Genomic DNA, 23,033 nt, shown 5'->3' with positions numbered 1-23,033 from the left:
GGCGAAGCTTTCCACACTTTCCACTTAGTTTTCAACATTCAACATCAATTGTTCACATCAGCTGTGGAAAGAACCACCGTTCCCCACCTTTCAACATTTCCTTCACGAGCCTTCCACAATCCGGTGGAAAGCCAAAGCCCCGCATCCCGGCAAGACATTTCCGGGTTTTCAACATCTTCCCCACCCCCTACTACGGTTACTACAACAAGTTCAATATATTACTGCCTTCCGGCAGCAGCCCAAAGGGCAGGGATCAAGCCGGAAGTGTGAAAAAAGGAGAGATACTGTTTTGAACATCGTCTGCGATAAAACACTGCTCAGTGCAGCCATCGACGGCGTTTCCAAAGCTGTCACCATGCGCTCATCCATCCCGGTGCTGGAGGGCATTCTGCTGAAGGCCGAGGGCTTTCAGCTCACCCTGACCGGCTACGATCTGGAAATGAGCATCGTGACCACCATCGAAGCCAACATCAAAGAACCCGGCGAGATCGTGTTGAATGCAAAGCTGCTCAGCAGCATGATCAGCCGGATGCCGGCAGGTCAGATCAGCATCGTAGCTGCGGATAACGGCAAGACCACCATCCAGAGCGGCGTGGCACAGTTCGAGATCCAGTCCATGCCCGCCACCGATTTCCCGGATCTGCCCAACACCGGCGCGGAGCAGACCTTGACCATCAAGACCGGCGTGCTGCGGGATATGATCGACCGCACCCTGTACGCCGTCAGTCAGGACGAGAAAAAACCCGCCCACACCGGCGAGCTGTTCGAGATCGAGCTGGACAAGCTGACCATCGTAGCGCTGGACGGCTACCGCCTTGCCATCGTGGAGCGGCCTATCACCGCCGTGAAGGATATCCGCATCATCGTGCCCAGCAAGACCATGACCGAAGTGTCCCACCTGCTGGCCAATGATGACGAAGAGGACGTGCACATCAGTGCCAACCGCCGCTATGTGGTGTTCACCACCGCCGGTTACACCATCATGAGCCGCCTGATCGAGGGCGAGTTCCTGAATTACCGCAACGTCATCCCCGCCGGAAGCCGCACCCGGGTGACCATCGACACCAAGGACTTCATCTCCACCATCGAGCGTGCCTCTCTGATTATTACAGAGCGTTTAAAAAATCCCCTCCGCATCTCCTTTACAGAGGGTAAAGTCGTGGTGCGCTGCCAGACAAACCTTGGCCGCGTGGTGGACGAGTTCAGCGCCGCCTGCGAGGGCGATGAGGTAGAGATCGGCTTCAATAACCGCTATCTGCTGGATGCGCTGCGCAACGCCCGCACCGAGCAGGTGCGCATGGAGATCAGCGAACCTTTGAGCCCGGTGAAGGTGCTGCCGGTGGAAGGCAACGATTTCTTGTATCTGGTACTGCCGGTACGCTTTAAAAACGACTAAGGAGCGCGTTTTATGCAGAAGATTCTCATTCATACCGAGTTTATCAAGCTGGATGCCCTGCTCAAATTTGCCGGCCTGTGCGAGACCGGCGGCGAAGCCAAGGAGCTGGTGCAGGGCGGTGCTGTGAAGGTGAACGGCGAGGTGTGCACCATGCGGGGCAAAAAGTGCCGCGCCGGGGACGTCATCGAGCTGGACGGCCAGAGCGTAGAGATCGGGCAGGGTCAGTAAATGCGTCTGCTTTCGCTGGAAGTACAGAACTATCGCAATATTTGTGCGGCACGGCTGGAACCGGGGCGGGAGCTTACCGTCATCTGCGGCAACAACGGCCAAGGCAAGACGAACCTTCTGGAGGCCATCTGGCTGCTGACCGGCGGCAAAAGCTTCCGGGGCGGCAAGGATGCCGAGCTTGTGCGCCGGGGAGAAGCATTCGCGGTGCTGGAAGCCGACACCCAGCGGGACCGGCCGGAAGGCTGCGAGCCCGCCGAGCCTGCCCACATCCGCATGACCGTGGGCACCCCGGAAGCCGCAAAGCCCGGCCGCTATGCGGCGGTGAACGGTGCAGCGCCCAAGCGGGCGGCGGCGCTGGCAGGCAGCTTTCCGGCGGTGGTGTTCGACCCCGGCCACCTGAGCCTTGTTAAGGGCGCACCGGAGGGGCGGCGTAAATTTCTGGACGCTGCGCTGTGCCAGCTGTACCCCGGGTATCTGGCCAGTTACCGCCGCTATGTGCGGGTTTTGCAGCAAAAAAATGCGCTGCTGCGCCACTCTGCAACCGGGCAGGAGCGCCCCTATGCGGAAAAGCGCACCCTGCTGGAGGTGCTCAATACCGAACTTGCCGTGCAGGGCGAAGCCTTGCAGCAGCGGCGGCGGGAGTATCTGAAGCTGCTGGCTCCCCGCGCCTGTGCCAACTACGCGGAGCTTTCCCACGGGGCGGAGCGGATGAGCATCCGCTATGCCGCCCAGTTTGCGCCGGGCGGGCTTGCCGCGCTGCTGCGTCAGCGGCAGGAGGAGGAGCTGCGCGCCGGGCAGAGCCTGTGCGGCATCCACCGCGAGGACTTGGAGCTGCTGCTGGACGACCAGCCTGCCCGGGTGTATGCCAGTCAGGGACAGCAGCGCAGCGTGGTGCTGAGCCTGAAAATGGCCGAAGCCGCTGCGGCGGCGCAGATCACCGGGGAGCACCCGGTGCTGCTGCTGGATGATGTGCTGAGCGAGCTGGACGAAGGGCGCAAGCAGTATCTGCTCACCTGCATGAAGGAAAAGCAGACCTTTGTGACCAGCTGCGATGACACGGACTTTTTAAAGACAGACGGCGAGGTGTACCGCATGGACGGCGGGGTGCTGAATCGGGTCTGACAGCATGGAAAAATGTTGTAAAGAATATTGCATAAAAACTACATTTTCGTGGGTTTTATGCAAACAAAAGGCGCGGGAGAAAATACAGTATGTATATTCATCTGGGGCGGGACTATGTCCTGAACGACCGTGATATCATCGGCATCTTTGATCTGGAGACCACCACCACCTCCCCACGGGGGCGGGAGTTTCTGAACTACGCCCAGAAGAACGGGGCGGTGGTCAGCCTTTCGGACGAGCTGCCCCAGTGCTATGTGCTGGCAGACGGAGGGCTGGTGGATACGGTGTATCTTTCGGAGCTGTCCAGCGCCGCCATGCGCCGCAGAGCGCAAAAGATGGTGGAGTGAAATTTGCGGAAAACGGGCGGAAGATCCACAGAAAAAAGAGGGATGGGAAAGCCCCGGAACTGCCCGGAAAGCCGCACCGTGCCAGCCGGAACGCCCGCTGCGGGCAGCGCGTGAAAACACAACAAAACGGCGAGAAAAAAGTACACCATAGTGTACCGGTTCCCGCTTTGCTATAATTTGAAAAAACAAACGCAAAAATGAACAAAAGGGAGAAAGGATATGGCAGAAGAAATCATTACCAGTACAAATGCCGATACCGTGACCGACCACGAGTACAACGCCAGTGAGATCCAGGTGCTGAAGGGTCTGGAGGCGGTGCGCAAGCGCCCGGGTATGTATATCGGCTCCACCGGTGAGCGCGGTCTGCATCATCTGGTGTACGAGATCGTGGACAACGCCATTGACGAGGCGCTGGCCGGTTACTGCAACCACATCGAGGTCAAGATCCTGAAGGATAATATCATTCAGGTCACCGATAACGGACGCGGCATCCCCGTGGACATTCAGGCCGACACCGGTCTGCCCGCCGTCACCGTGGTGTACACCATCCTGCACGCCGGCGGCAAATTCGGCGGCGAAAATTCCGGCTACAAGGTGGCCGGTGGTCTGCACGGCGTGGGCGCTTCGGTGGTCAACGCCTGCTCCGAGTGGCTTACCGTCAACGTGCGCCGCGACGGCAAGGAGTACGAGCAGACCTTCCGGCGCGGCGACCCGGACGGCCCGCTCAAGTGCATCGGCACGGTAGCCGAGGGCGTCACCGGCACCCGGGTCACCTTCAAGCCCGACCCGGAAATGTTCAAGGACACCACCGTCTACGACTTCGACACGCTGGAAAAGCGCCTGCGGGAGGAAAGCTTCCTGAACGCCGGTGTCAAGATCACTCTGACCGATGAGCGCCAGCTGTATACCCCCGTATTGGAGGACGGTCAGGAGGGCGACCCCTGCTACCGCTCCGAGGTGATGCGCTACGAGGGCGGCATCAAGAGCTTTGTTACCTATCTGGGCGAAAAGCGCAAGCTGGAGGTGCTGCACCCCAACGTCATCTACCTCAAGGGTCAGACCGACCGCGGCGTGGCAGAGATCGCTTTGCAGTACAATTCCAGCTACAACGAGCTGCTGCTGAGCTTTGCCAACAACGTCAACACCCCGGACGGCGGCACCCATGAAGAGGGCTTCAAGGCCAGCCTGACCCGCGTGTTCAACGACTACGGCCGCAGCCACGGCCTGCTGAAGGACAAGGATGAGAACCTGTCCGGTGCAGACGTGCGCGAGGGTCTGATCTGCGTCATCTCGGTCAAGCTGCAGGAGGCCGAATTTGAAGGCCAGACCAAGGCAAAGCTGGGCAATACGGAAATTCGCACCCTCGTTTCGAACATGGTCTACTCCAAGCTGATGGAGTTCTTTGAGGAGAACCCCGGCGTGGCAAAGGCCATTTTTGAAAAAGCCACACAGGCCGCCCGCGCCCGCGCCGCTGCCAAAAAGGCCCGCGAGCTGGTGCGCCGCAAGAGCGCGCTGGAGACCAGCCGGATGCCCGGCAAGCTGGCCGACTGCCGCGAAAAAGACCCCAGCCGCACCGAAATCTTCATCGTCGAGGGCGACTCTGCAGGCGGCTCTGCCAAGATGGGACGCGACTCTGCCATTCAGGCCATCCTGCCGCTGTGGGGCAAGATGCTGAACGTGGAAAAGGCCCGCGCCGATAAAATTTACGGCAACGACAAGCTGATGCCGGTGGTGCTGGCGCTGGGCTGCGGCATCGGTGACGAGTTCGATATCTCCAAGCTGCGGTACGACAAGGTGTTCATCATGGCCGATGCGGACGTGGACGGCTCCCACATCTGCACCCTGATGCTGACCTTCTTCTTCCGCTATATGCGCCCCCTTATCGAGCAGGGTCATGTGTATGTGGCCCAGCCGCCTCTGTTCAAGGTGCAGAAGGGCAACACCATCAAGTACGCCTACAACGATGCCGAAATGGCCGTGCTTTCGCAGGAAATGCCCGGCGCAAAGGTGAACCGCTACAAGGGCCTTGGTGAGATGAACCCCGAGCAGCTGTGGGAGACCACCATGAACCCGGACAACCGGGTCATCGTGCAGATCACCATCGAGGATGCCGAAAAGGCCGATGAAGCCTTTACCATCCTGATGGGCGATCAGGTGGAGCCCCGCCGCCGCTTTATCGAGACCAACGCCCAGTACGCAAAGCTGGACGTGTAAGAAAACCCTCTCAGGCGCTGACGCGCAGAAGATGGGTAACGCCTCTTGAAACTTTCGCCTGCGCCCTCTCAGGCGCTCCCGCGCCAGATTCCCCCTTTTGTCACCTGCGGTGACATCTTCCCCCGGAGCGGGGGAAGTCTTTCCTCAAAGGGGGAGCCAAGCCGTAAAGTTCAGCACTAAAGTATTAGGCGCAATGAGAAAGTTTCCGGCAGTGCTCTTGCCTCTCCCTTTGGGAGAGGTGGCATCGCGCAGCGATGACGGAGAGGGCGCACGCTGTTAGCCCTGCCGCTGAAGCCTTCAGGCAAAAAGATAAACTTTTCCTTCTCACGAAAAAAAGCTCCCCCTTTCGGGGGAGCTGGCAATGCCGCAAGGCATTGACTGAGAGGGTCAAACCCTACGGAGGAACAAATGGAAGAAGATTATGTGATGATACCGGGCAGCGGAACCAAAAAGATCGTCCGCGACGTCAAAAAGGAGATCGAGACGGCCTTCCTGGATTATTCCATGTCGGTCATCGTGTCCCGCGCCCTGCCCGATGTGCGGGACGGCTTGAAACCCGTTCACCGCCGCATCCTGTACACCATGCACGAGCGCGGCAACGACCCCAGCCATGCATACCGCAAGTCTGCCGATACCGTCGGTGCGGTGCTGGGCTCTTACCACCCCCACGGCGATGCATCGGTCTACGACGCCATGGTACGTCTGGCACAGGACTTCTCGCTGCGCTATCCGCTGGTGGATGGTCAGGGTAACTTTGGTTCTGTGGACGGCGACCCCCCGGCTGCTTACCGTTACACCGAGGCCCGCATGAGCCGCATGGCGGTGGAGATGCTGACCGATATCGAGAAGGACACCATCGACTGGGACCCCAACTTTGACGAGACCAAAAAGGAGCCCAGCGTGCTGCCCTGCCGCTTCCCGAACCTGCTGGTCAACGGCAGTCAGGGCATCGCAGTCGGTATGGCCACCAACATCCCGCCCCACAACCTGAGCGAGGTCATTGACGGCTGCATCGCCTATATCGATGACCCGGACATCGACCTGCCCGGCCTGATGGAGCACATCAAGGGCCCGGACTTCCCCACTGCCGGCATCATCATGGGCCGCAGCGGCATCCGTGCCGCCTACGCCACCGGCCGCGGTAAGATCACCCTGCGCGGCCGCGCCACCATTGAGGAGACCAAGAACGGCCGCACCCAGATCGTCATTACCGAGATCCCCTATATGGTCAACAAGGCGCGCCTGATCGAGCACATGGCAGACCTTGTCAAGGAAAAGCGCATCGAGGGTATCACCGGCCTGAACGATGAGACCAACCGCAAGGGTATGCGCATCGTGGTGGATGTCCGCAAGGACGCCAATGCACAGGTCATCCTGAACCAGCTGTACCAGTACACCCAGCTGCAGGACACCGTGGGCGTTATCATGCTGGCCATCGACCACAAGGTGCCCAAGGTGCTCACCCTGAAGCAGATGCTGCAGAAGTATGTGGAGTTTCAGGATGAGGTGGTGCGCCGCCGCACCCAGTACGACCTGAAAAAGGCCAAGGAGCGCGCCCACATTCTGGAAGGTCTGAAAAAGGCCACCGATATCGTGGACGAGCTCATCGCCACCATCCGCGCCTGCAAGGGCGGCATGGCAGAAGCCAAGGCTGCCATCATGGAGCAGTTCGGCTTTGATGACCCGCAGGCAGACGCCATCGTCAAGCTGCAGCTGGGTCGTCTGGCCGGTCTGGAGATCCTGAAGATCGAGGAAGAGCTGGCCGGCCTGCAGGCCAAGATCGAGGACTGGGAAGCCATTCTGGCGGATGACGCCCGGGTGCTTGCCATCGTCAAGGATGAGCTGCTGGAAATGAAGAAGCGCTTCGGTGACGAGCGCCGCACCGAGATCCAGTCTGTGACCGGCGAGGTGGATATCGAGGATCTGATCGCCGAGGAGCAGTGCGTCTACACCCTGACCGAGGCCGGTTATATCAAGCGTCAGCTCAAGGCCACCTATCAGGCACAGCGCCGCGGCGGACGCGGTATCTCCGGCATGACCCGCAAGGAAGAGGATATCGTGCAGGAGATGTTCGTAGGCTCCACCCACGATTATGTGCTCTTTGTCACCGACCGGGGCCGCCTGTTCCGCATCAAGGGCTACACCATCGCCGAGGGCAGCCGCACCAGCAAGGGCATGAACATCGTCAACCTGCTGCAGCTGGCTGAGGGCGAAAAGGTCACCAATATGATCTGCCAGAGCAAGGACGCCGAGCAGTCGGGCGGCTATGTGACCATGGTCACCAAGCAGGGTCTGATCAAGCGCACCCCGCTGGAGCAGTACGCCAACATCCGCAAGAGCGGCCTGATCGGCATTGCCCTGAACGAGGGCGACGCCTTGGCATGGACCCGCCTGACCTCCGGCCACGATATGCTCATCGTTGCCACCCGCAACGGTCAGGCTATCCGCTTCAACGAGGAGGATGCCCGCCCGATGGGCCGTAACGGCCATGGCGTGCGCGCCATCCGTCTGGCAGAGGGCGACGAGGTCATCGGCGTGTGCATCTGCCGCGAGGGCGGCACGGTGCTGACCGTGACCGAGAACGGCAAGGGACGCCGCTCGGATATCGACACCTACCGCATCACTGCCCGCGGCGGCAAGGGCATCCGCAACTACGATGTGAGCCGCGACAAGGTTGCCGCCGTGAAGATCGTGGATGACGTGGACGATGTGCTGCTGAGCAGTCAGGAGGGCATCATCATCCGTCTGCACGCCAACGAGATCCCGCTGCAGAGCCGCTACGGCTCCGGCGTGCGGGTGATGCGTCTGGGTGAGAACGACAAGGTGATGGTGCTGGCACGCACCGACCACGACGACGAAGCACAGACCGAGAAGATCGACGCTTCTGAGGCCGAGGCCGAGCCCACCGCCGAGCAGCTGGCAGAGATGGAAGCCGCCGATGCAGCCGCCGCCACCGAAGCCCCGGAGGCAGACCCCGAAGAGAAAGAATAAGAAACAGCGCAAGCTGCAAGATCCTTTCCGCTGAATCGCTGCAAAGCCCACGCAGGCCGTATGCTTGCCCGCGTGGGCTTTTTTGCAGCACCGGCACAGCGGACGAAACGAAAAGTGAGGAAGGCAGATGGCAGAGAAAAAATGCCCGGAGATCAGTGTGATCGTGCCGGTGTACAAGGTGGAAAAATACCTGAACGAGTGCATAAACTCGATCCTTGCGCAGACGTTTGCACAGTTTGAGCTGATCCTTGTGGACGATGGCTCCCCGGACGGCTGCCCTGCCCTGTGCGATGCTGCCGCTTTGCGGGACGACCGTGTGCGGGTGATCCATCAGAAGAACAAGGGACTGAGCGCGGCGCGCAATGCCGGTATGAAGATTGCCCGGGGAAACTGGGTCGCATTTGTGGATTCAGACGACCGCGTGATGCCCGGCTATCTTGAAAGGATGTATGCCGCAGCCCAAAAGGCAGAGCCGGATCTTGTGGTCTGTGATTACCTGTGCATGGACGAAAACGGCGCAGTAAAGGCAAAGTCTGAAAAGCTGGTGCGTGCAGAGCAGTTGGGGCGGGAGGAACTGATCCGCAAGATGTGCCTTACCCCCTTTGTGGTGGCGTGGACAAAGCTGTACCGCCGCGAAATTCTGGAAAAAATGCAGTTCCCGGAGGGCAAGCTCTACGAGGATGCCATGTTTGCGGCAAAGCTGTACCCGACCCTCCGCAAGGCGGTCTGCATCCCGGAGGCACTGTACTGCTACCGGTGCAATGGCGCCAGCATCATGCACAGCAAGCGCACCGTGCGGAATCTGGAAGATCAGGTAGCAGCGAACTATGCCATGTTCACCTGTGCCCGGGAGCAGGGACTGACGGACGTGCTGTGCGTATATTATTGGCTGATCGTAAAGTATTTTGCGCAGAACTGGCGCGCCATCACCCCGGCAGAGCGCAAAAGCCCGCAGGCACAAAGGGCACTGGAATGCCGCCGCACCGCATGGCAGCAGCTGAAGCAGAGCGGCGCAGTGACCCCTGCACACGTCTTTCAGGCAGCGGTGCACCGTGTCGCACCGGCGCTGTACCTCAAGTTGAAGCACTGAGGGTGCACTGAGTGGAAATTCCTCCCGTGAAAATGGGAACCCGGAACGCCCGCAGGCGTTCCGGGTTCCCGAAATATCAAATGATTTTCCGCTAAAAATGCCCAAAGCACACGCGGCGGGCATTCTAAATCGTCTCGTCCGGTGGGAAGCGCATTTTTTACGCGTCCCTGCCGTCAGGTTTGTCTGGACTTCCCCTTAAAACTGTGCTAGAATAAACGAAATCACAATACCCGTGGGGGAGTAGCAGGCGCTTTGCAGAGCGCAGCAAGTCAACATAATGACTGTTTCGGTCTGGCTTGCTTTCATTTGCGAGACTCATGTGTTTTGGTGCGTGTTTGCTGCGCCCGTGCACATGGAGTGGATCTTAAAAAATCACCCGGTCCCGGACGTACAATGCGCCCGGGGCCGGGTTTTGTTTTTGCTTGGAATACGGTCAACAAACAGGAGGCGGACAGAATGGAATGGAGTTTTGTGTTTTTTCTCAACAGCGTTTTGCTGGGCGTGGGGCTTGCGATGGATGCGTTTTCGGTGTCCATGGCAAACGGTCTGCATGACCCTAAGATGACGAAAAGCACCATGGTGAAGATCGCGGGCACTTTTGGCATTTTTCAGGCCGCGATGCCCATGATCGGCTGGGTGTGCGTGCATACCATCGTGGAGCTGTTCTCGTCCTTTGAAAGCCTGATCCCGTGGATCGCGCTGGCGCTGCTGGGCTACATCGGCGGCAAGATGCTGACAGACGGCATCCATGGCGAAGAAGCCGAAGAGGCGGCAGAGCTCAGCGCCGGGGCACTGTTCATGCAGGGCGTGGCTACCAGCATTGATGCCCTCTCGGTGGGTTTTACCATCTCGGAATACGGCTGGCTGATGGCGCTCACCGCTGCCGTTATCATTGCGGTGGTCACCTTCTTCCTCTGTATGGCGGGTCTGCGCATCGGCAAAAAGTTCGGCACACAGCTTTCCGGCAAGGCCAATATTCTGGGCGGTGTCATCCTCATCGGCATCGGGCTTGAAATCTTTATCACCGGGGTGTTCTGAATATAAAAAGCCCGGAGCGTCTGCGGATGCTCCGGGCTTTTGCCTGTGATGAATACCCCTTTATAATTACTTTCGCAAATAAAAATAATTTTTCCGCTGAAGATGCCCAAAGCAGCGCGGAGGGCATTCTAAATCGTCTTTGTTCCCCGTGGAACAATTTTGCATTATTTTACGTTTTCCGGCTCAAAAAAGTCAGCGTATTCCTCGGTCAGCTTGCTGCCAAGGCGGCGGATGCCGCCGTACAGGTGCCGCTCCACCAGCGGCTCAAAGGCGGCAAGGTCGCACCGCTCGATGGCGTTCAGCAGGTTGCGGTGGTCGGCGATCACCTCGTCCAGCCCGCCGGTGGTCATGGTGTCCAGCATACGGAACCGGCTGTAATCGGCGTGGGCGTTCTGCAGGGTGCTCCACAGGTACATCTTGTCCATGGCGGCAAACCATGTTTCGTGCAGGCGGCAGTCCATCTCGTACAGCTTGTTGAAGTCCGGGGTCTCGGCGCGCGCCAGCGCCTCGTAGGCGTCTACCCGCGCACGGATCTGCGCCCGCTGCGCCGGGGTGGCGATGGGGGCGAAGTCCCGCAGAATGCGCCCCTCCACGGCGGTGCGCTCGTAGATCAGCTCGTCCACGATGCGCCGGTTCAGCCGGGTGACGGTGGTGCCCTTGTAGGGCACGATACGCACCAGCCCGTTTTCCTGCAGCTTTTGCAGCACCACCCGGATCAGGGAGCGCGGCGCACCGAACCGGGCGCACAGCGGGTTCTCGCTCAGCGAAGAGCCGGGACGGATGGTCAGGTCGATGATCTCCCGTTCCAGCACAGCGTAAATTTCGGCATCAGTCTTGTATTGCTGTTCCATATCACTCACCTAATTGAAATGATGATTCCTTTAGCGGGCTCGCCCTCTCCACCTGTTACCGGCTCCGTTGCAATCATGGAAAGGCTTCTCGTTACACTTGACGCTTTGATGCAAAGGTCAACGGCGTGCGCCCTCTCAGTCATCGCTGCGCGATGCCAGCTCCCCCAAAGGGGGAGCCAAGAGCACTGCCGGAAACTTTCTCATTGCGCCTAATACTTTAGTGCTGGACTTTACGGCTTGGCTCCCCCTTTGAGGAAAGACTTCCCCCGCTCCGGGGGAAGATGTCACCGTAGGTGACAAAAGGGGGAATCTGGCGCGGGAGCGCCTGAGAGGGCGTGCAAGGCTAACGTGTGCTGCCCCTCATCCGGCGCTGCGCGCCACCTTCCCCCGGCGGGTGAAGGCTTCAGAGGTGACTGAGAGGGCGAAATGTGCAACAGCCTTATTCCAAAAACTCCTTCCACGGTGCGGCGGCGGGCAGGGGCAGAGAAAAGGCCATGGGCTTGCCGGTGTCCGGGTGCACAAAGCGCAGGCCGCAGCTTTGCAGGGCAATGCTGCCCTTCTGGCGGCTGCCGTATTTGCCATCGCCGTACAGCGGGTGCCTGCGGCTGGCAAACTGTACCCGGATCTGATGGGTGCGCCCGGTGTGCAGGGTGATCTCGGCAAGGCTGTTTTCCCCTGCCGTGGCAAGGATGCGGTATTCCAGCACCGCTTCCCGCACCCCCTTGCGGGGACGGCTGACCGGGAATACCCTGCCCTTGCGGCTGTCCTTGAACAGGTAGTCCCGCAGCACCCCGGCGGCGGACAGCTGCGCGTCCGGCACACCGGCAATGACCGCGCGGTACTGCTTGACGAACTGCGGCGCGGCAGCTTTGCCCTCGGCGCGGCCGTCCTGCACGGCGTAGGCGTCCTGACTTTGGGTCACCTGACGGCTCAGTGCGGCGGCAGCTGCCGGGGTGCGGGCATAGACCATCAGCCCGGACACGCCGGTGTCCAGCCGGTGTACCACCCCCACAAAGGCATCAGGTGCGTTCCAGTGGGCGCGCAGCGCGGCGGGCACGCCCTCCTCGCTGGAAAGCCCGGCGGGCTTGTCCAGCACCACAAGGGCGGCGTCCTCGTATAAGATCACAGCTTGCCCTCGGCCAGCAGAGCCTTCAGCTTCAGGATGCCCGCAATGGTCTTGCCGTCCTTGATCTCGCCGCTCATGACCATCTGATACGCCTTTTCCAGCGGCACCCGGTCGGGGGTCAGAAACTCGTCCGCATCAAGGTGCATCTTGGTCTTGTGCAGACCAGTGGCCACCCAGGTATAGATGACCTCGGTATCGTAGCCCACGGTGGGGTAGAACTCGCCCAGCGAGATGTAGTTGTCGGCGGTCAGGCCGCACTCCTCTTCCAGCTCCCGCTTGGCAGCTTCAAAGGGGTCCTCGCCCTTTTCCAGCTTGCCGGCGGGCAGCTCCCACAGCTGCTGCTGCATGGCATAGCGGAACTGCCGCACCATGCAGATGGTGCCGTCCGCAAAATAAGGCAGGATGCAGGCACCGCCGTGGTGATGCACCACCTCGCGGGTAGCGGTCTTGCCGTTTTCCAGCAGTGCGGTGTCCTTGGTCAGGGTGATGACCCGACCCTCGAACAGGGTCTCGCTGGAAAGAGTTTTTTCAAAGTGTACAGTATCGTTCATTTGTTTTACGCCCCTTTTCCGGCGCTGCGCCGGTTTTATGCTCTCAGTTTACGGCAAAGTGCGGTTTGTTGTCAATAAAGATATGATAAATACAAGAGGAGAGGAAAAATCTTTGGCGGGCTCGCCCTCTCAGTCAAAGCCTGTCGGCTTTGCCAGATTCCCCCTTTTGTCGCTGCGCGACATCTTCCCCCGGAGCGGGGGAAGTCTTTCCTCAAAGGGAGAGCCAAGAGCACTGCCGGAAACTTTCTCATTACTCCTAAAGCTTTAGCAACGAGCCTTAGACCTTGGCTCCCCCCTTGGGGGAGCTGGCGCGGGAGCGCCTGAGAGGGCTTACCCGCCCCCCAAAAAACCGAAAATCAGCATCACTGCTTGCTTTAGCGCACTAAAGAAAGTACAAAACCGCTAAAAATTTTCTTTATTTTTGGTGCGTTTGTCGGGCGGTTTGCGTTTACTTTATTGCCGGAATCTGCTATTATAGTATACAAGCAATAGTGCCTTTTATGGGGTTCTCCGGGCCCAGCGGGCATATTGCCCCGCGCAAAAGGTACTAAATTCTGAATAATGGAGGAAGAAAAATGCCTAGAGCAAAGCAAACTATGGATGGCAATACCGCTGCCGCCCATGTAGCGTATGCCTACACGGACGTGGCTGCCATCTACCCCATTACCCCGTCTTCTCCGATGGCTGACTCTGTGGACCAGCTGTCCGCAGCCGGCCAGAAGAACATCTTCGGCAATCAGGTCAAGGTCGTTGAGATGGAGTCCGAGGCCGGCGCCGCTGGTGCTGTCCACGGCTCTCTGGGTGCAGGTGCTGTTACCACCACCTTCACCGCTTCTCAGGGCCTGCTGCTGATGATCCCCAATATGTACAAGATCGCTGCTGAGCAGCTGCCCTGCGTGTTCGATGTTTCTGCACGTACCGTTGCTACCCAGTCCCTGAACATCTTCGGTGATCACAGCGACGTTATGGCTTGCCGCCAGACCGGCTTTGCAATGCTGGTCGAGAGCAGCGTGCAGGAAGTCATGGATCTGTCCCCTGTCGCACATCTGTGCGCCATCGAGGGCAAGGTTCCCTTCCTGAACTTCTTCGATGGCTTCCGTACCTCTCACGAGTACCAGAAGATCGAGAAGTGGGACTACGCTGATCTGAAGGAAATGTGCAACATGGAGGCTGTTGAGGAGTTCCGCAAGAAGGCTCTGAACCCCGAAAGCCCCAAGATGCGCGGCTCCCACGAGAACGGCGACGTGTTCTTCCAGCACCGCGAGGCCTGCAACAGCGTTTACAACGCTCTGCCGGCTGTTGTTGAGAAGTACATGGCTAAGATCAACGCAAAGCTGGGCACCAACTACGATCTGTTCAACTACTACGGCGCAGCCGATGCTGACCGTGTGATCGTGGCTATGGGCTCCATCTGCGACGTTGCTGACGAGGTCATCGACTACCTGAACGCCAAGGGCGAGAAGGTCGGTATCATCAAGGTCCGCCTGTACCGTCCCTGGGTGTCCTCCTCTCTGCTGAAGGTCCTGCCCAAGACCGCCAAGAAGGTGGCTGTGCTGGACCGCACCAAGGAGCCCGGCTCTCTGGGCGAGCCCCTGTACCTGGATGTTGCCGCTACCCTGCGTGAGGCTGGCCTGAACGATGTCGTTCTGACCGGCGGCCGCTACGGTCTGGGCAGCAAGGACACTCCCCCGTCCTCCATCTTCGCTCTGTTCAAGGAGCTGGAGAAGGATCAGCCGAAGGAGCGTTTCACTCTGGGTATCACCGATGATGTCACCTTCCTGTCCCTGCCCGAGGTCAAGCCCGCTCCCATCACCGCAGCTGCTGGCACCAAGGAGTGCAAGTTCTGGGGTCTGGGCGGCGACGGCACCGTCGGCGCAAACAAGAACTCCGTCAAGATCATTGGCGACCATACCGACAAGTATGTTCAGGCATACTTCCAGTATGACTCCAAAAAGACCGGCGGCGTGACCATCAGCCACCTGCGTTTCGGCGACAAGCCCATCCGCAGCCCCTACTACATCAACCAGGCTGACTTCGTGGCCTGCCACAACCCCGCTTACATCCACATGGGCATGAAGATGGTTCAGGATGTCAAGCCCGGCGGCGTGTTCATGATCAACTGCCAGTGGTCCGATGAGGAGCTGGGTCACCACCTGAATGCCGAGGCAAAGAAGTATATCGCTGACAACAACATCCAGCTGTATACCATCAATGCGATCGATAAGGCTATCGAGATCGGCATGGGCAAACGCACCAACACCATCCTGCAGTCTGCATTCTTCAAGCTGGCTGACGTCATGCCTATCGATGACGCCATCAACTTCATGAAGCAGGCCGCTCAGAAGAGCTACGGCAAGAAGGGCCAGGACATCGTTGAGATGAACTGGAAGGCCATTGACGCAGGCGTTGACGCCATCCACAAGGTGGACGTGCCCGCATCCTGGTCCAACCCCGAGGCTGATCCCGCACCCAAGGCTCTCACCGGCCGTCCGGAACTGGTCAAGCAGATCCGCGAGGTCATGGAGCCCATTGCCCGTATGGACGGCGACAGCCTGCCTGTCTCTTCCTTCGTGGCAAATGCAAACGGCGAGTGGGAGCAGGGCGCTTCTGCATACGAGAAGCGCGGCACCGCTGTCAACGTCCCCGAGTGGGATGCTGCAAAGTGCGTTGGCTGCAACCAGTGCGCATTCGTGTGCTCTCATGCAACCATCCGTCCCTTCCTGCTGACCGCTGACGAGCTGGCAGCTGCTCCTGCCCAGACCAAGAGCCGCGATAACAAGCTGACCCCCGAGTACAAGTTTGTTATGGCTGTTTCTCCGCTGGACTGCATGGGCTGCGGCGAGTGCGTCACCGTCTGCCCCACCAAGGCTATCACCATGGTTCCTCAGGAGAGCCAGGCTGCAGAGCAGGAAGTCTTTGACTACTGCGTGGCCAACATCTCCAAGAAGGCTACCAAGATGGCCGATGACACCGTTATGGGCTCTCAGTTCAACCAGCCCCTGCTGGAGTTCTCCGGCTCCTGCGCAGGCTGTGCCGAGACCTCTTACGCTCGCCTGATCACTCAGCTGTTCGGCGAGAAGATGTACATCTCCAACGCTACCGGCTGCTCCTCTATCTGGGGCGGCACCGCTTCCATCTCTCCGTACACCGTCAACAAGGACAGCGGCCATGGTCCTGCATGGTGCAACTCCCTGTTCGAGGATAACGCAGAGCATGGTCTGGGTCTGTACATCGGCCAGAAGACCATCCGCGAGAACCTGATCAAGGAGATCGCAGAGGTTGCTGGTTCCGACAAGGCTTCTGCTGAGCTGAAGGCTGCTTACGAGCAGTTCATCGCAACCAAGAACAACACCAAGGCCAACGACGAGCCCGCAAAGGCCCTGATCGCTGAGCTGGAGAAGGCTGCTGCTGCCGGCTGCGAGAAGTCTGCAGAGATCCTGAAGAGCAAGCAGTACATCGCCAAGAAGTCCGTCTGGATCTTCGGCGGCGACGGCTGGGCATACGACATCGGCTTCGGCGGTCTGGATCACGTTCTGGCTTCCGGCGAGGATGTCAACGTGATGGTCTTCGATACTGAGATGTACTCCAACACCGGTGGACAGGCATCCAAGGCCTCCAACATCGGCGAGGTCTGCCAGTTCGCTGCTGCAGGTAAGGAGATCAGCAAGAAGAGCCTGTCCGAGATCGCAATGACCTACGGCTACATCTATGTTGCTCAGATCGCTCTGGGCGCTAACATGAACCAGGCTGTCAAGGCGATCGCCGAGGCTGAGGCTTACCCCGGCCCGTCTCTGATCATCGGCTACGCTCCCTGCGAGCTGCACGGTGTCAAGGGCGGCATGACCAACTGCCAGAACGAGATGAAGAAGGCAGTCGAGGCTGGCTACTGGAACCTGTTCACCTTCAACCCCGCCAACAAGGCTCAGGGCAAGAACCCCTTCACCCTGACCTCCAAGGCTGTGGACAACGAGAAGTATCAGGCTCTGCTGGCAAACGAGACCCGTTACAGCCGTCTGACCCGCGCCTTCCCCGAGCGTGCTAAGGAGCTGTTCGCTCGCAACCAGGAGGTTGCAAACGACCGCTACGAGCACCTGACCCGTCTGGTCGAGCTGTACAAGTAAGCTGTTTTTAAGCAGCGGCACAGACGCCAAATGAACCAGCGGCCCCTGCTCTTTCCCGTGTGAAGAGCGGCAGCCCCGCATCGGCGGTTACTGCGCAATGCAGCGGTGCGGAACTGTGGAATTTGCCTTTGCCGTGCCAGAACAGGCTGAACGTTTTGCCCTGTACCTGACAGAACGGTCGAAAAACCTGATTTCATTCCCCTCCTTTTGCGCAGGGGCTTGAGATACCAAAGCGCCCGCGAGGACCCTTGAGAGCACACCCCGCGTGTGTCAGGAGCATAAGGTCTGCGTGCAGATACCTTGCTCCGCCTGCGGCATAAGACCTGCTGTGCAGGGATCTTGCCCCAGTGAAAAACTGCATCAGTTTTTAGCGCCCCGCTCACCGCAAGGTGACCGGGGCGTATTTTTGTGCGCGTCAACCAAAAAGCTTATCACAAAATCTTCCAGAATTTTCCGCTTCCTTTTTACAGTTTCTTCATAGCTTCTTAACGAAATGAATTGTGAAAGCTGTTATACTTTTGCCATGGGAAGCGGGGCCGCAACCACTTCCCAAGTAACATGATTCCTCCTCACACCAAGGCAATATCCAAGCAAAACACCCTTCTCTGTGTGCCGCAACACGGAGAAGGGTGTTTTGTTTCTGTAAGACGCTGCAAAAATCTTTGCAAAAGTTCGCTTTAGGGTTGACCCCATTTTTTTGCGGCGCTATAATAAAAAAGGATATAGCCAATGCAGCGCCCGGCGCGGGTGCTGCGGCTGCGGAATTTACGAAAACTGGGAGGTGAACGCAGGACAATGGACCCTGATCATAGTCGAAGTAGCTCCACCGATGCGGTAGATCGGACAACAAAAAGTACTGCGCTCGCCTTTTTGCATCCGGCGGCTTGCTGAAAAGCCCCCGGTATAGGAAAGGCGCGGCTTTGCGTGCGCGGAAATGGCTGCATTTGCGGCATTCCGGCACCGGGCGGCGCGTTTTTTGTTTCCCGACCTGCTGCATCCTCCGGCGCGGAGAAAGCCCTCCGTGCCGTATAGTACCCAGAGGAGGTAGCCCATGGATATGGAAGAAAAGAAGCTGGAAACCAACACGGAACAGAACCTGCCGGTGCAGGAGCTGCCTACCGATATCCCCGCCGAGGTGCGTCAGAAGCTGGCGGAGGATCTGAACGAGGAAGCCACCGAGGATCTGAAGCAGGATATGCGGGAAGCAGAGCGGGAGGAAGCCAATGACGAAGAGGTCAAGGCCAACCCCGAGATGCTGACCAAGAGCCGTCTGCTGAAGCTGCTGATCAAAAAGCAGTACGTCAAGCTGCGCGAGGTGACCGAGGAAGAGCAGCCCGCCGACCTTGCCGAGCTGCTGGAGGAGCTGGACGAGAACAACCGTCTGGTGGTGTTCCGCCTGCTGAAAAAGGAAGTTGCCACCGAAGCCTTTGCCTATATGTCCGATGAAGCCCGGGACGATCTGGTGAACGCTTTCTCGGACGTGGAGCTGGTGAGCGCCATCGAGGAGATGAGCCTGGACGATGCCGCCGACCTGCTGGAAGATATGCCCGCAGGCGTGGTCAAGCGGGTGCTGGAAAAATCCTCCCGGGAGACCCGCGAGAGCCTGAACAAGCTGCTGAACTACCCGGAAAGCTCTGCCGGCAGCCTGATGACCCCGGAATATGTGCGTCTGCGCATGGATATGACGGTGGAACAGGCTTTTGCCGCCATCCGCAAGCAGGGCGAGAACGCCGAGACCGTCTACACCTGCTATGTGGTGGAGAGCAACCGGCTGCAGGGCGTTGTCTCGGCCCGCAATCTGCTGCTGGCCGACCCCAAGACCCCCATCACGGAGATCATGGAGGACAATCTGGTCACCGTGAAGGTCACCGACGATCAGGAGTTTGTGGCGCGTGAGATGCAGCGCTACGACTTTACCGCCATGCCTGTTCTGGACAACGAGGGGATGTTCGTGGGTATCATCACCATTGATGACGCTATCGACGTTCTGACCGATGAGAGCACCGAGGATATGCAGAAGATGGCTGCTATTCTCCCGGATGATGACGCCACCACCTACTTTGGCACCAGCGTGTGGACCCACGCCAAGCAGCGCATCCCGTGGCTGCTGATCCTGATGCTGTCCGCTACCTTTACCGGCATGGTCACCACCCACTACGAGGAAGCCTTTGTCAGCCTGCCGCTGCTGGTCTCCTTCATGCCCATGCTGATGGATACCGCCGGTAACTGCGGCAACCAGATCAGCACCCTGATGGTGCGCGGTCTGGCACTGGGTGAGGTAGAGCCTGCCGACTTTATGCGGGTGCTGGGCAAGGAGCTGCGGGTGTCTGCCATCGTGGGCGCAGTGCTGGGTATCGTGAACGGCCTGCGCATCTACCTGATGTACACCTTCCTCTTCCCCGGCCAGTACGCCAACGTGATGGGCTACGCCATCGTGGTCAGCGTGTCGCTGTTCTTCAGCGTCATTCTGGCAAAGATGGTGGGCGGTATGCTGCCGCTTGCCGCCAAAAAGCTGGGTGCCGACCCCGCCATTATGGCTACCCCCTTCATCACCACCATTGTGGACGCCTGCAGTCTGATCCTCTATTTCCAAATCGCACAGCTGGTGTTCCGCAATATGATGTAAAGAACAAAGCAATGCCGGACGGTCTGCAAACCGCCCGGCATTTTTTATGGAGAACTCCCTCAAGGGGACGGCTTTTGGTGGTGGCGGCAAAGTTTTTTATTGCTTTTGAAACATTAGTGACAAGGTTAGCGGCGTGCGCCCTCTCAGTCAAAGCCTACGGCTTTGCCAGCTCTCCCAAAGGGAGAGCCAAGAGCACTGCCGGAAGCGTCCTCGTTATACCTAACACTTTAGTGATGAACTTTACGGCTTGGCTCTCCCTGAGAGGAAAGACTTCCCCCGCTCCGGGGGAAGATGTCACCGTAGGTGACAAAAGGGGGAATTTGGCGCGGGAGCGCCTGAGAGGGCGAGGGTGGGGGTAACTTCCCCGCCGCGCCTGCGGGATAAAAACGGTGTGGAAAACCACAGTTTGTGTCCGTTTTCCACACCGGGTTTTTCTCCCCGGCGGTTTGTGGAAAACTGCCCGGGGCAAAATTCCAGTTTGGAGAAAAGCAAACCCGTAAGCCGGAGTAAACTGTAAAAACAAAAGAAAAACCTTCGACTTTCTTTTTTATAAAAGGCAGATTGCCCACATTTTAGCCCACAAATTTCCAGAATGCGGCGGCATCCATTACGGCTTGTATAGGGCTTTCCTCCATCGGATGTGGAAAACTATGTGGAAAAGGTGGAAAACACCGTTGGAAACTGCGTCTCTTTTTCACAAAAACGGTGGAAAACCCGGTGGAAAAAGTGAAAAGTTCATTCCAGAACGGATAGTCCATACAATTTTCGGTTGTCGTTTTGGGACTTGAAACCCGCATGAATGCTGTGCTTTTCCCGCCTTTTCCACACCCCGGCGGCTTCGGTGTGAAAAAACTGCGTTTGCCGCCTGTCTGCCGGGAAAGAAAGCGCAGTTTCAACGCCTTCCGCGTGGATTTTCTTGAATGCAGGGGCCGGTCATGGTAAAATAGGGGTAACATGAAACTGGCGGGGCATCCCGCAACGGAGGCGAAACACATGAACAACTGGCTGAACAGGCTGGAGCGCAAGTATGGCCGCTACGGCATCCCGAACCTGACCAATATTCTGGTGGCGGGGCAGATTCTGGTATTGGCCATCGAGCTGTTTGTTGACCGCACCTTTCCCTTCTGGCTGGGGCTCAGCCGCAGCCTGCTGCTGCAGGGGCAGGTCTGGCGGGTGATCAGCTTTATATTCATCCCATTTTCCGGCGGCAGCATCCTCAGCGTGGTGCTGGGCATCTACTTCACATGGTTCATCGGCACGGCGCTGGAACGAGAGTGGGGCGATTTCCGCTACACGGTGTATCTGCTGTCCGGTGTACTGGGCACGGTGCTGGGCTGCCTGCTCACCGGCGTGACCGCCAGCACCTACTGCCTGTCCCTCTCGCTGCTGCTGGCTTTTGCCATGCTGTACCCGGAGGTGCAGCTGCTGCTCTTCTTCATCATCCCCATCCGGGTGAAGTATTTCGGCGTTTTCGCAGCGGTGCTGTGGGTATTCAGCTTTCTGGGCGCTTCCCTGCCCGGCAAGCTGGACTACCTGCTGTCCATGCTTAACGTCTGGCTCTTCTTTGCCCCCATGGCCTACCGCTCCCTCCGCGCATGGGTGCGCCGGGAGCAGTGGAAGCGGAAGAACAGGAGGTAAGAACCCTCTCAGGCGCTCCCGCGCCAGATTCCCCCTTTTGTCACCTACGGTGACATCTTCCCCCGGAGCGGGGGAAGTCTTTCCTCTCAGGGGGAGCCAAGCCGTGAAGCTCGTTGCTAAAGCTTTAGGAGAAACAAGAAACTGTCTGGGAGCGCACTTGGCTCTCCCTTTGGGAGAGCTGGCAAAGCCGACAGGCTTTGACTGAGAGGGCGAAACCCGATAGCGGAAGCCATTTTAAATCGTTTTACTGTCTCACAAAAGGAGTACCCCCATCATGATGCTGGACCGCATGGAAGGCAACGCAGAACTGAAAACCAGCGTGCAGCAGATGCTGGCCACCCGGCGGCTGACCCACAGTGTGCTGCTGGTGGGCGAAGCCGGTCTTGGCACCGGCTTTGCCGCCCGCTGCATCGCCGCCGACTACCTCTACCCCGCCGGCGGTGCCGCCGCCGAAGCGCTGCTGCGGGGCGAGTGCTGCCGCGCCGTGGCAAAGGCCGGTAAGCGCGACAGCGGCACGGTGGAGACCGGCATCGTGCGGGAAGCTATCTCGGTGTCCGGCATGGGCAGCGGCGGGAAGTATCTGGTGGGTCAGGTCACCGCCATGCGCAGCGAAATTTTCAACACCAGCCTTTCCGCCGAGGGGCGCGCGGTGCTTTTGTACCATGTGGAGCGCATGAACGAGGAATCCGCTAACGCCCTGCTCAAGGTCATGGAGGAGCCCCCAGAAGGGGTGCTGTTCCTGCTCACGGCGGATTCGCTGGCCAGCGTGCTGCCCACCATCCGCAGCCGCTGCGTCAGCTTTGCGGTGGCGCCGGTGTCCCCCGCCGACTGCACCCGCTACTGCGCGGCGCAGGGAGTGGACAAAAAAACAGCCGCACTGTACAGCGAGCTGTTCGATGGCCATATCGGCACGGTGCTGACGGTCGCCCGGGACGAAGCCCGCGCCGCACAGGTGGAAAAAGCGCTGGAGCTTGCCCGCGCCGCTGCCGCCCGGGATAGCTACACCGCCGCTGTGCTGCTTGCCGCCTACGAAAAGGACAAGGCGGCGGCTTCTGCCCTGCTGACCGATTTCCGCGCTGTGGCAGCGGCGGGACTGCGCAGCAGCCCCCGCGCCCCGGTGCAGGGCACACAGGCGCGGCAGGCGGTGCGTCTGGCAGATGCCGCCTTGCAGCGGCTGGGCGCACAGGTGAACCCCAAGGTGGTGCTTTCGGTGTTCGCGGCAAAGCTGCGCACCCTTTAAAAAATAACAGAACAACAAGAAACCCCTCCGGCGCTTGCGGTACACCGGAGGGGTTTCTTGTTTGGGGTATTGCTTTGGTGTGAGGAGGAATCATGTGCGGGGAAGTGGTTGCGGCCCCACTGTCCCTGCAAGATACAGTATACCCGATTTTACGAAAAAAGTCATTACATTTTTGTGAAATATCAGGAAAGTTCCTGAAACTTTGTACCGCACTGCGAAAAAAATGCAAAATGAAACGTTTAAGAAGAAAAACGAACCCCCTCAGTCTCGCTGCGCTCGCCAGCTCCCCCAAGGGGGAGCTTTTTGAGGTGGAGGTAAAGTTTCTTATTGCGTTTGATACTTTAGCAACAAGGCTGACGGCGTGCGCCCTCTCAGTCAAAGCCTACGGCTTTGCCAGCTCTCCCAAAGGGAGAGCCAAGAGCTCTGCCGGAAGCTTTCTCGTTTCTCCTAACAC

The 23,033-nt window shown here is 58.8% G+C and carries 15 protein-coding genes; 12 read left to right on the top strand and 3 right to left on the bottom strand.

Going from position 1 to position 23,033, the window contains the following annotated elements:
* Positions 1-289: 289 nt before the first annotated feature.
* The 8 genes from dnaN (at position 290) to ACXPUX_RS02955 (ending at position 10,426) form a co-directional block, all read left to right on the top strand.
* Complete coding sequence (dnaN, locus tag ACXPUX_RS02990; protein ID WP_458829913.1) at positions 290-1,396, top strand: DNA polymerase III subunit beta; 1,107 nt, start codon at positions 290-292, stop codon at positions 1,394-1,396.
* A 12-nt stretch (positions 1,397-1,408) separates the two neighbouring features.
* Positions 1,409-1,624: an RNA-binding S4 domain-containing protein gene (locus ACXPUX_RS02985; RefSeq protein ID WP_005924246.1), complete on the top strand. Its 216-nt coding sequence runs from the start codon at positions 1,409-1,411 to the stop codon at positions 1,622-1,624.
* A complete protein-coding gene (recF, locus tag ACXPUX_RS02980) occupies positions 1,625-2,746 on the top strand; it encodes a DNA replication/repair protein RecF (RefSeq protein ID WP_458829911.1) in 1,122 nt (373 codons plus the stop codon). It abuts the gene before it with no gap.
* 89 nt (positions 2,747-2,835) lie between these two features.
* Positions 2,836-3,093 (top strand): extracellular matrix regulator RemB, encoded by a 258-nt coding sequence (gene remB, locus ACXPUX_RS02975; protein ID WP_118658649.1) that lies wholly within the window; start codon positions 2,836-2,838, stop codon positions 3,091-3,093.
* Positions 3,094-3,312: 219 nt separating this feature from the next.
* Complete coding sequence (gene gyrB / locus ACXPUX_RS02970; protein ID WP_458829908.1) at positions 3,313-5,307, top strand: DNA topoisomerase (ATP-hydrolyzing) subunit B; 1,995 nt, start codon at positions 3,313-3,315, stop codon at positions 5,305-5,307.
* Positions 5,308-5,715: 408 nt separating this feature from the next.
* Positions 5,716-8,298, top strand: a complete 2,583-nt coding sequence (gene gyrA / locus ACXPUX_RS02965; protein WP_458829906.1) for a DNA gyrase subunit A — start codon at positions 5,716-5,718, stop codon at positions 8,296-8,298.
* Between the two features lie 127 nt (positions 8,299-8,425).
* Positions 8,426-9,388 carry a glycosyltransferase family 2 protein gene (locus ACXPUX_RS02960; protein ID WP_458829904.1) on the top strand — a complete coding sequence of 321 codons (963 nt, stop codon included), beginning with the start codon at positions 8,426-8,428 and terminating at the stop codon, positions 9,386-9,388.
* 456 nt (positions 9,389-9,844) lie between these two features.
* On the top strand, positions 9,845-10,426 hold the full coding sequence (locus ACXPUX_RS02955; RefSeq protein ID WP_458829902.1) for a manganese efflux pump MntP: 582 nt from the start codon (positions 9,845-9,847) through the stop codon (positions 10,424-10,426).
* Positions 10,427-10,590: 164 nt separating this feature from the next.
* Here ACXPUX_RS02955 and ACXPUX_RS02950 read toward each other — a convergent pair whose 3' ends face one another.
* The 3 genes from ACXPUX_RS02950 to ACXPUX_RS02940 form a co-directional block, all read right to left on the bottom strand.
* Positions 10,591-11,277 (bottom strand): GntR family transcriptional regulator, encoded by a 687-nt coding sequence (locus tag ACXPUX_RS02950; protein ID WP_458829900.1) that lies wholly within the window; start codon positions 11,275-11,277, stop codon positions 10,591-10,593.
* A gap of 439 nt (positions 11,278-11,716) precedes the next feature.
* Positions 11,717-12,403, bottom strand: coding sequence for an RluA family pseudouridine synthase (locus tag ACXPUX_RS02945; RefSeq protein WP_458829898.1), 687 nt, complete (start codon positions 12,401-12,403; stop codon positions 11,717-11,719).
* On the bottom strand, positions 12,400-12,954 hold the full coding sequence (locus tag ACXPUX_RS02940) for an NUDIX hydrolase (protein ID WP_308563862.1): 555 nt from the start codon (positions 12,952-12,954) through the stop codon (positions 12,400-12,402). The genes ACXPUX_RS02945 and ACXPUX_RS02940 overlap by 4 nt, the downstream gene beginning before the upstream one ends.
* Positions 12,955-13,529: 575 nt before the next feature.
* Between ACXPUX_RS02940 and nifJ the strand changes: the two genes are divergently transcribed.
* The 4 genes from nifJ (at position 13,530) to ACXPUX_RS02920 (ending at position 22,579) form a co-directional block, all read left to right on the top strand.
* Positions 13,530-17,075: a pyruvate:ferredoxin (flavodoxin) oxidoreductase gene (nifJ, locus tag ACXPUX_RS02935; RefSeq protein WP_458829896.1), complete on the top strand. Its 3,546-nt coding sequence runs from the start codon at positions 13,530-13,532 to the stop codon at positions 17,073-17,075.
* Between the two features lie 1,051 nt (positions 17,076-18,126).
* Entirely contained in the window at positions 18,127-19,701 is a 1,575-nt protein-coding gene (mgtE, locus tag ACXPUX_RS02930) for a magnesium transporter (RefSeq protein WP_458829894.1), read from the top strand.
* A gap of 993 nt (positions 19,702-20,694) precedes the next feature.
* Entirely contained in the window at positions 20,695-21,339 is a 645-nt protein-coding gene (locus ACXPUX_RS02925; RefSeq protein ID WP_458829892.1) for a rhomboid family intramembrane serine protease, read from the top strand.
* A gap of 274 nt (positions 21,340-21,613) precedes the next feature.
* A complete protein-coding gene (locus tag ACXPUX_RS02920) occupies positions 21,614-22,579 on the top strand; it encodes a hypothetical protein (RefSeq protein WP_458829890.1) in 966 nt (321 codons plus the stop codon).
* The last annotated feature ends 454 nt before the right edge of the window (positions 22,580-23,033 follow it).

This window comes from Faecalibacterium sp. PGM34 (assembly GCF_054456555.1).
The sequence above is the reverse complement of the archived record's forward strand: the minus strand, read 5'-3'. Positions and strand labels throughout refer to the sequence as shown.

Coding starts and splice junctions, on each gene's coding strand:
- ACXPUX_RS02985 (WP_005924246.1), top strand. CDS start 1,409: ATGCAGAAGATTCTCATTCATACCGAGTTTATCAAGCTGGATGCCCTG.
- recF (WP_458829911.1), top strand. CDS start 1,625: ATGCGTCTGCTTTCGCTGGAAGTACAGAACTATCGCAATATTTGTGCG.
- remB (WP_118658649.1), top strand. CDS start 2,836: ATGTATATTCATCTGGGGCGGGACTATGTCCTGAACGACCGTGATATC.
- gyrB (WP_458829908.1), top strand. CDS start 3,313: ATGGCAGAAGAAATCATTACCAGTACAAATGCCGATACCGTGACCGAC.
- gyrA (WP_458829906.1), top strand. CDS start 5,716: ATGGAAGAAGATTATGTGATGATACCGGGCAGCGGAACCAAAAAGATC.
- ACXPUX_RS02960 (WP_458829904.1), top strand. CDS start 8,426: ATGGCAGAGAAAAAATGCCCGGAGATCAGTGTGATCGTGCCGGTGTAC.
- ACXPUX_RS02955 (WP_458829902.1), top strand. CDS start 9,845: ATGGAATGGAGTTTTGTGTTTTTTCTCAACAGCGTTTTGCTGGGCGTG.
- ACXPUX_RS02950 (WP_458829900.1), bottom strand. CDS start 11,277: ATGGAACAGCAATACAAGACTGATGCCGAAATTTACGCTGTGCTGGAA.
- ACXPUX_RS02940 (WP_308563862.1), bottom strand. CDS start 12,954: ATGAACGATACTGTACACTTTGAAAAAACTCTTTCCAGCGAGACCCTG.
- nifJ (WP_458829896.1), top strand. CDS start 13,530: ATGCCTAGAGCAAAGCAAACTATGGATGGCAATACCGCTGCCGCCCAT.
- mgtE (WP_458829894.1), top strand. CDS start 18,127: ATGGATATGGAAGAAAAGAAGCTGGAAACCAACACGGAACAGAACCTG.
- ACXPUX_RS02925 (WP_458829892.1), top strand. CDS start 20,695: ATGAACAACTGGCTGAACAGGCTGGAGCGCAAGTATGGCCGCTACGGC.
- ACXPUX_RS02920 (WP_458829890.1), top strand. CDS start 21,614: ATGATGCTGGACCGCATGGAAGGCAACGCAGAACTGAAAACCAGCGTG.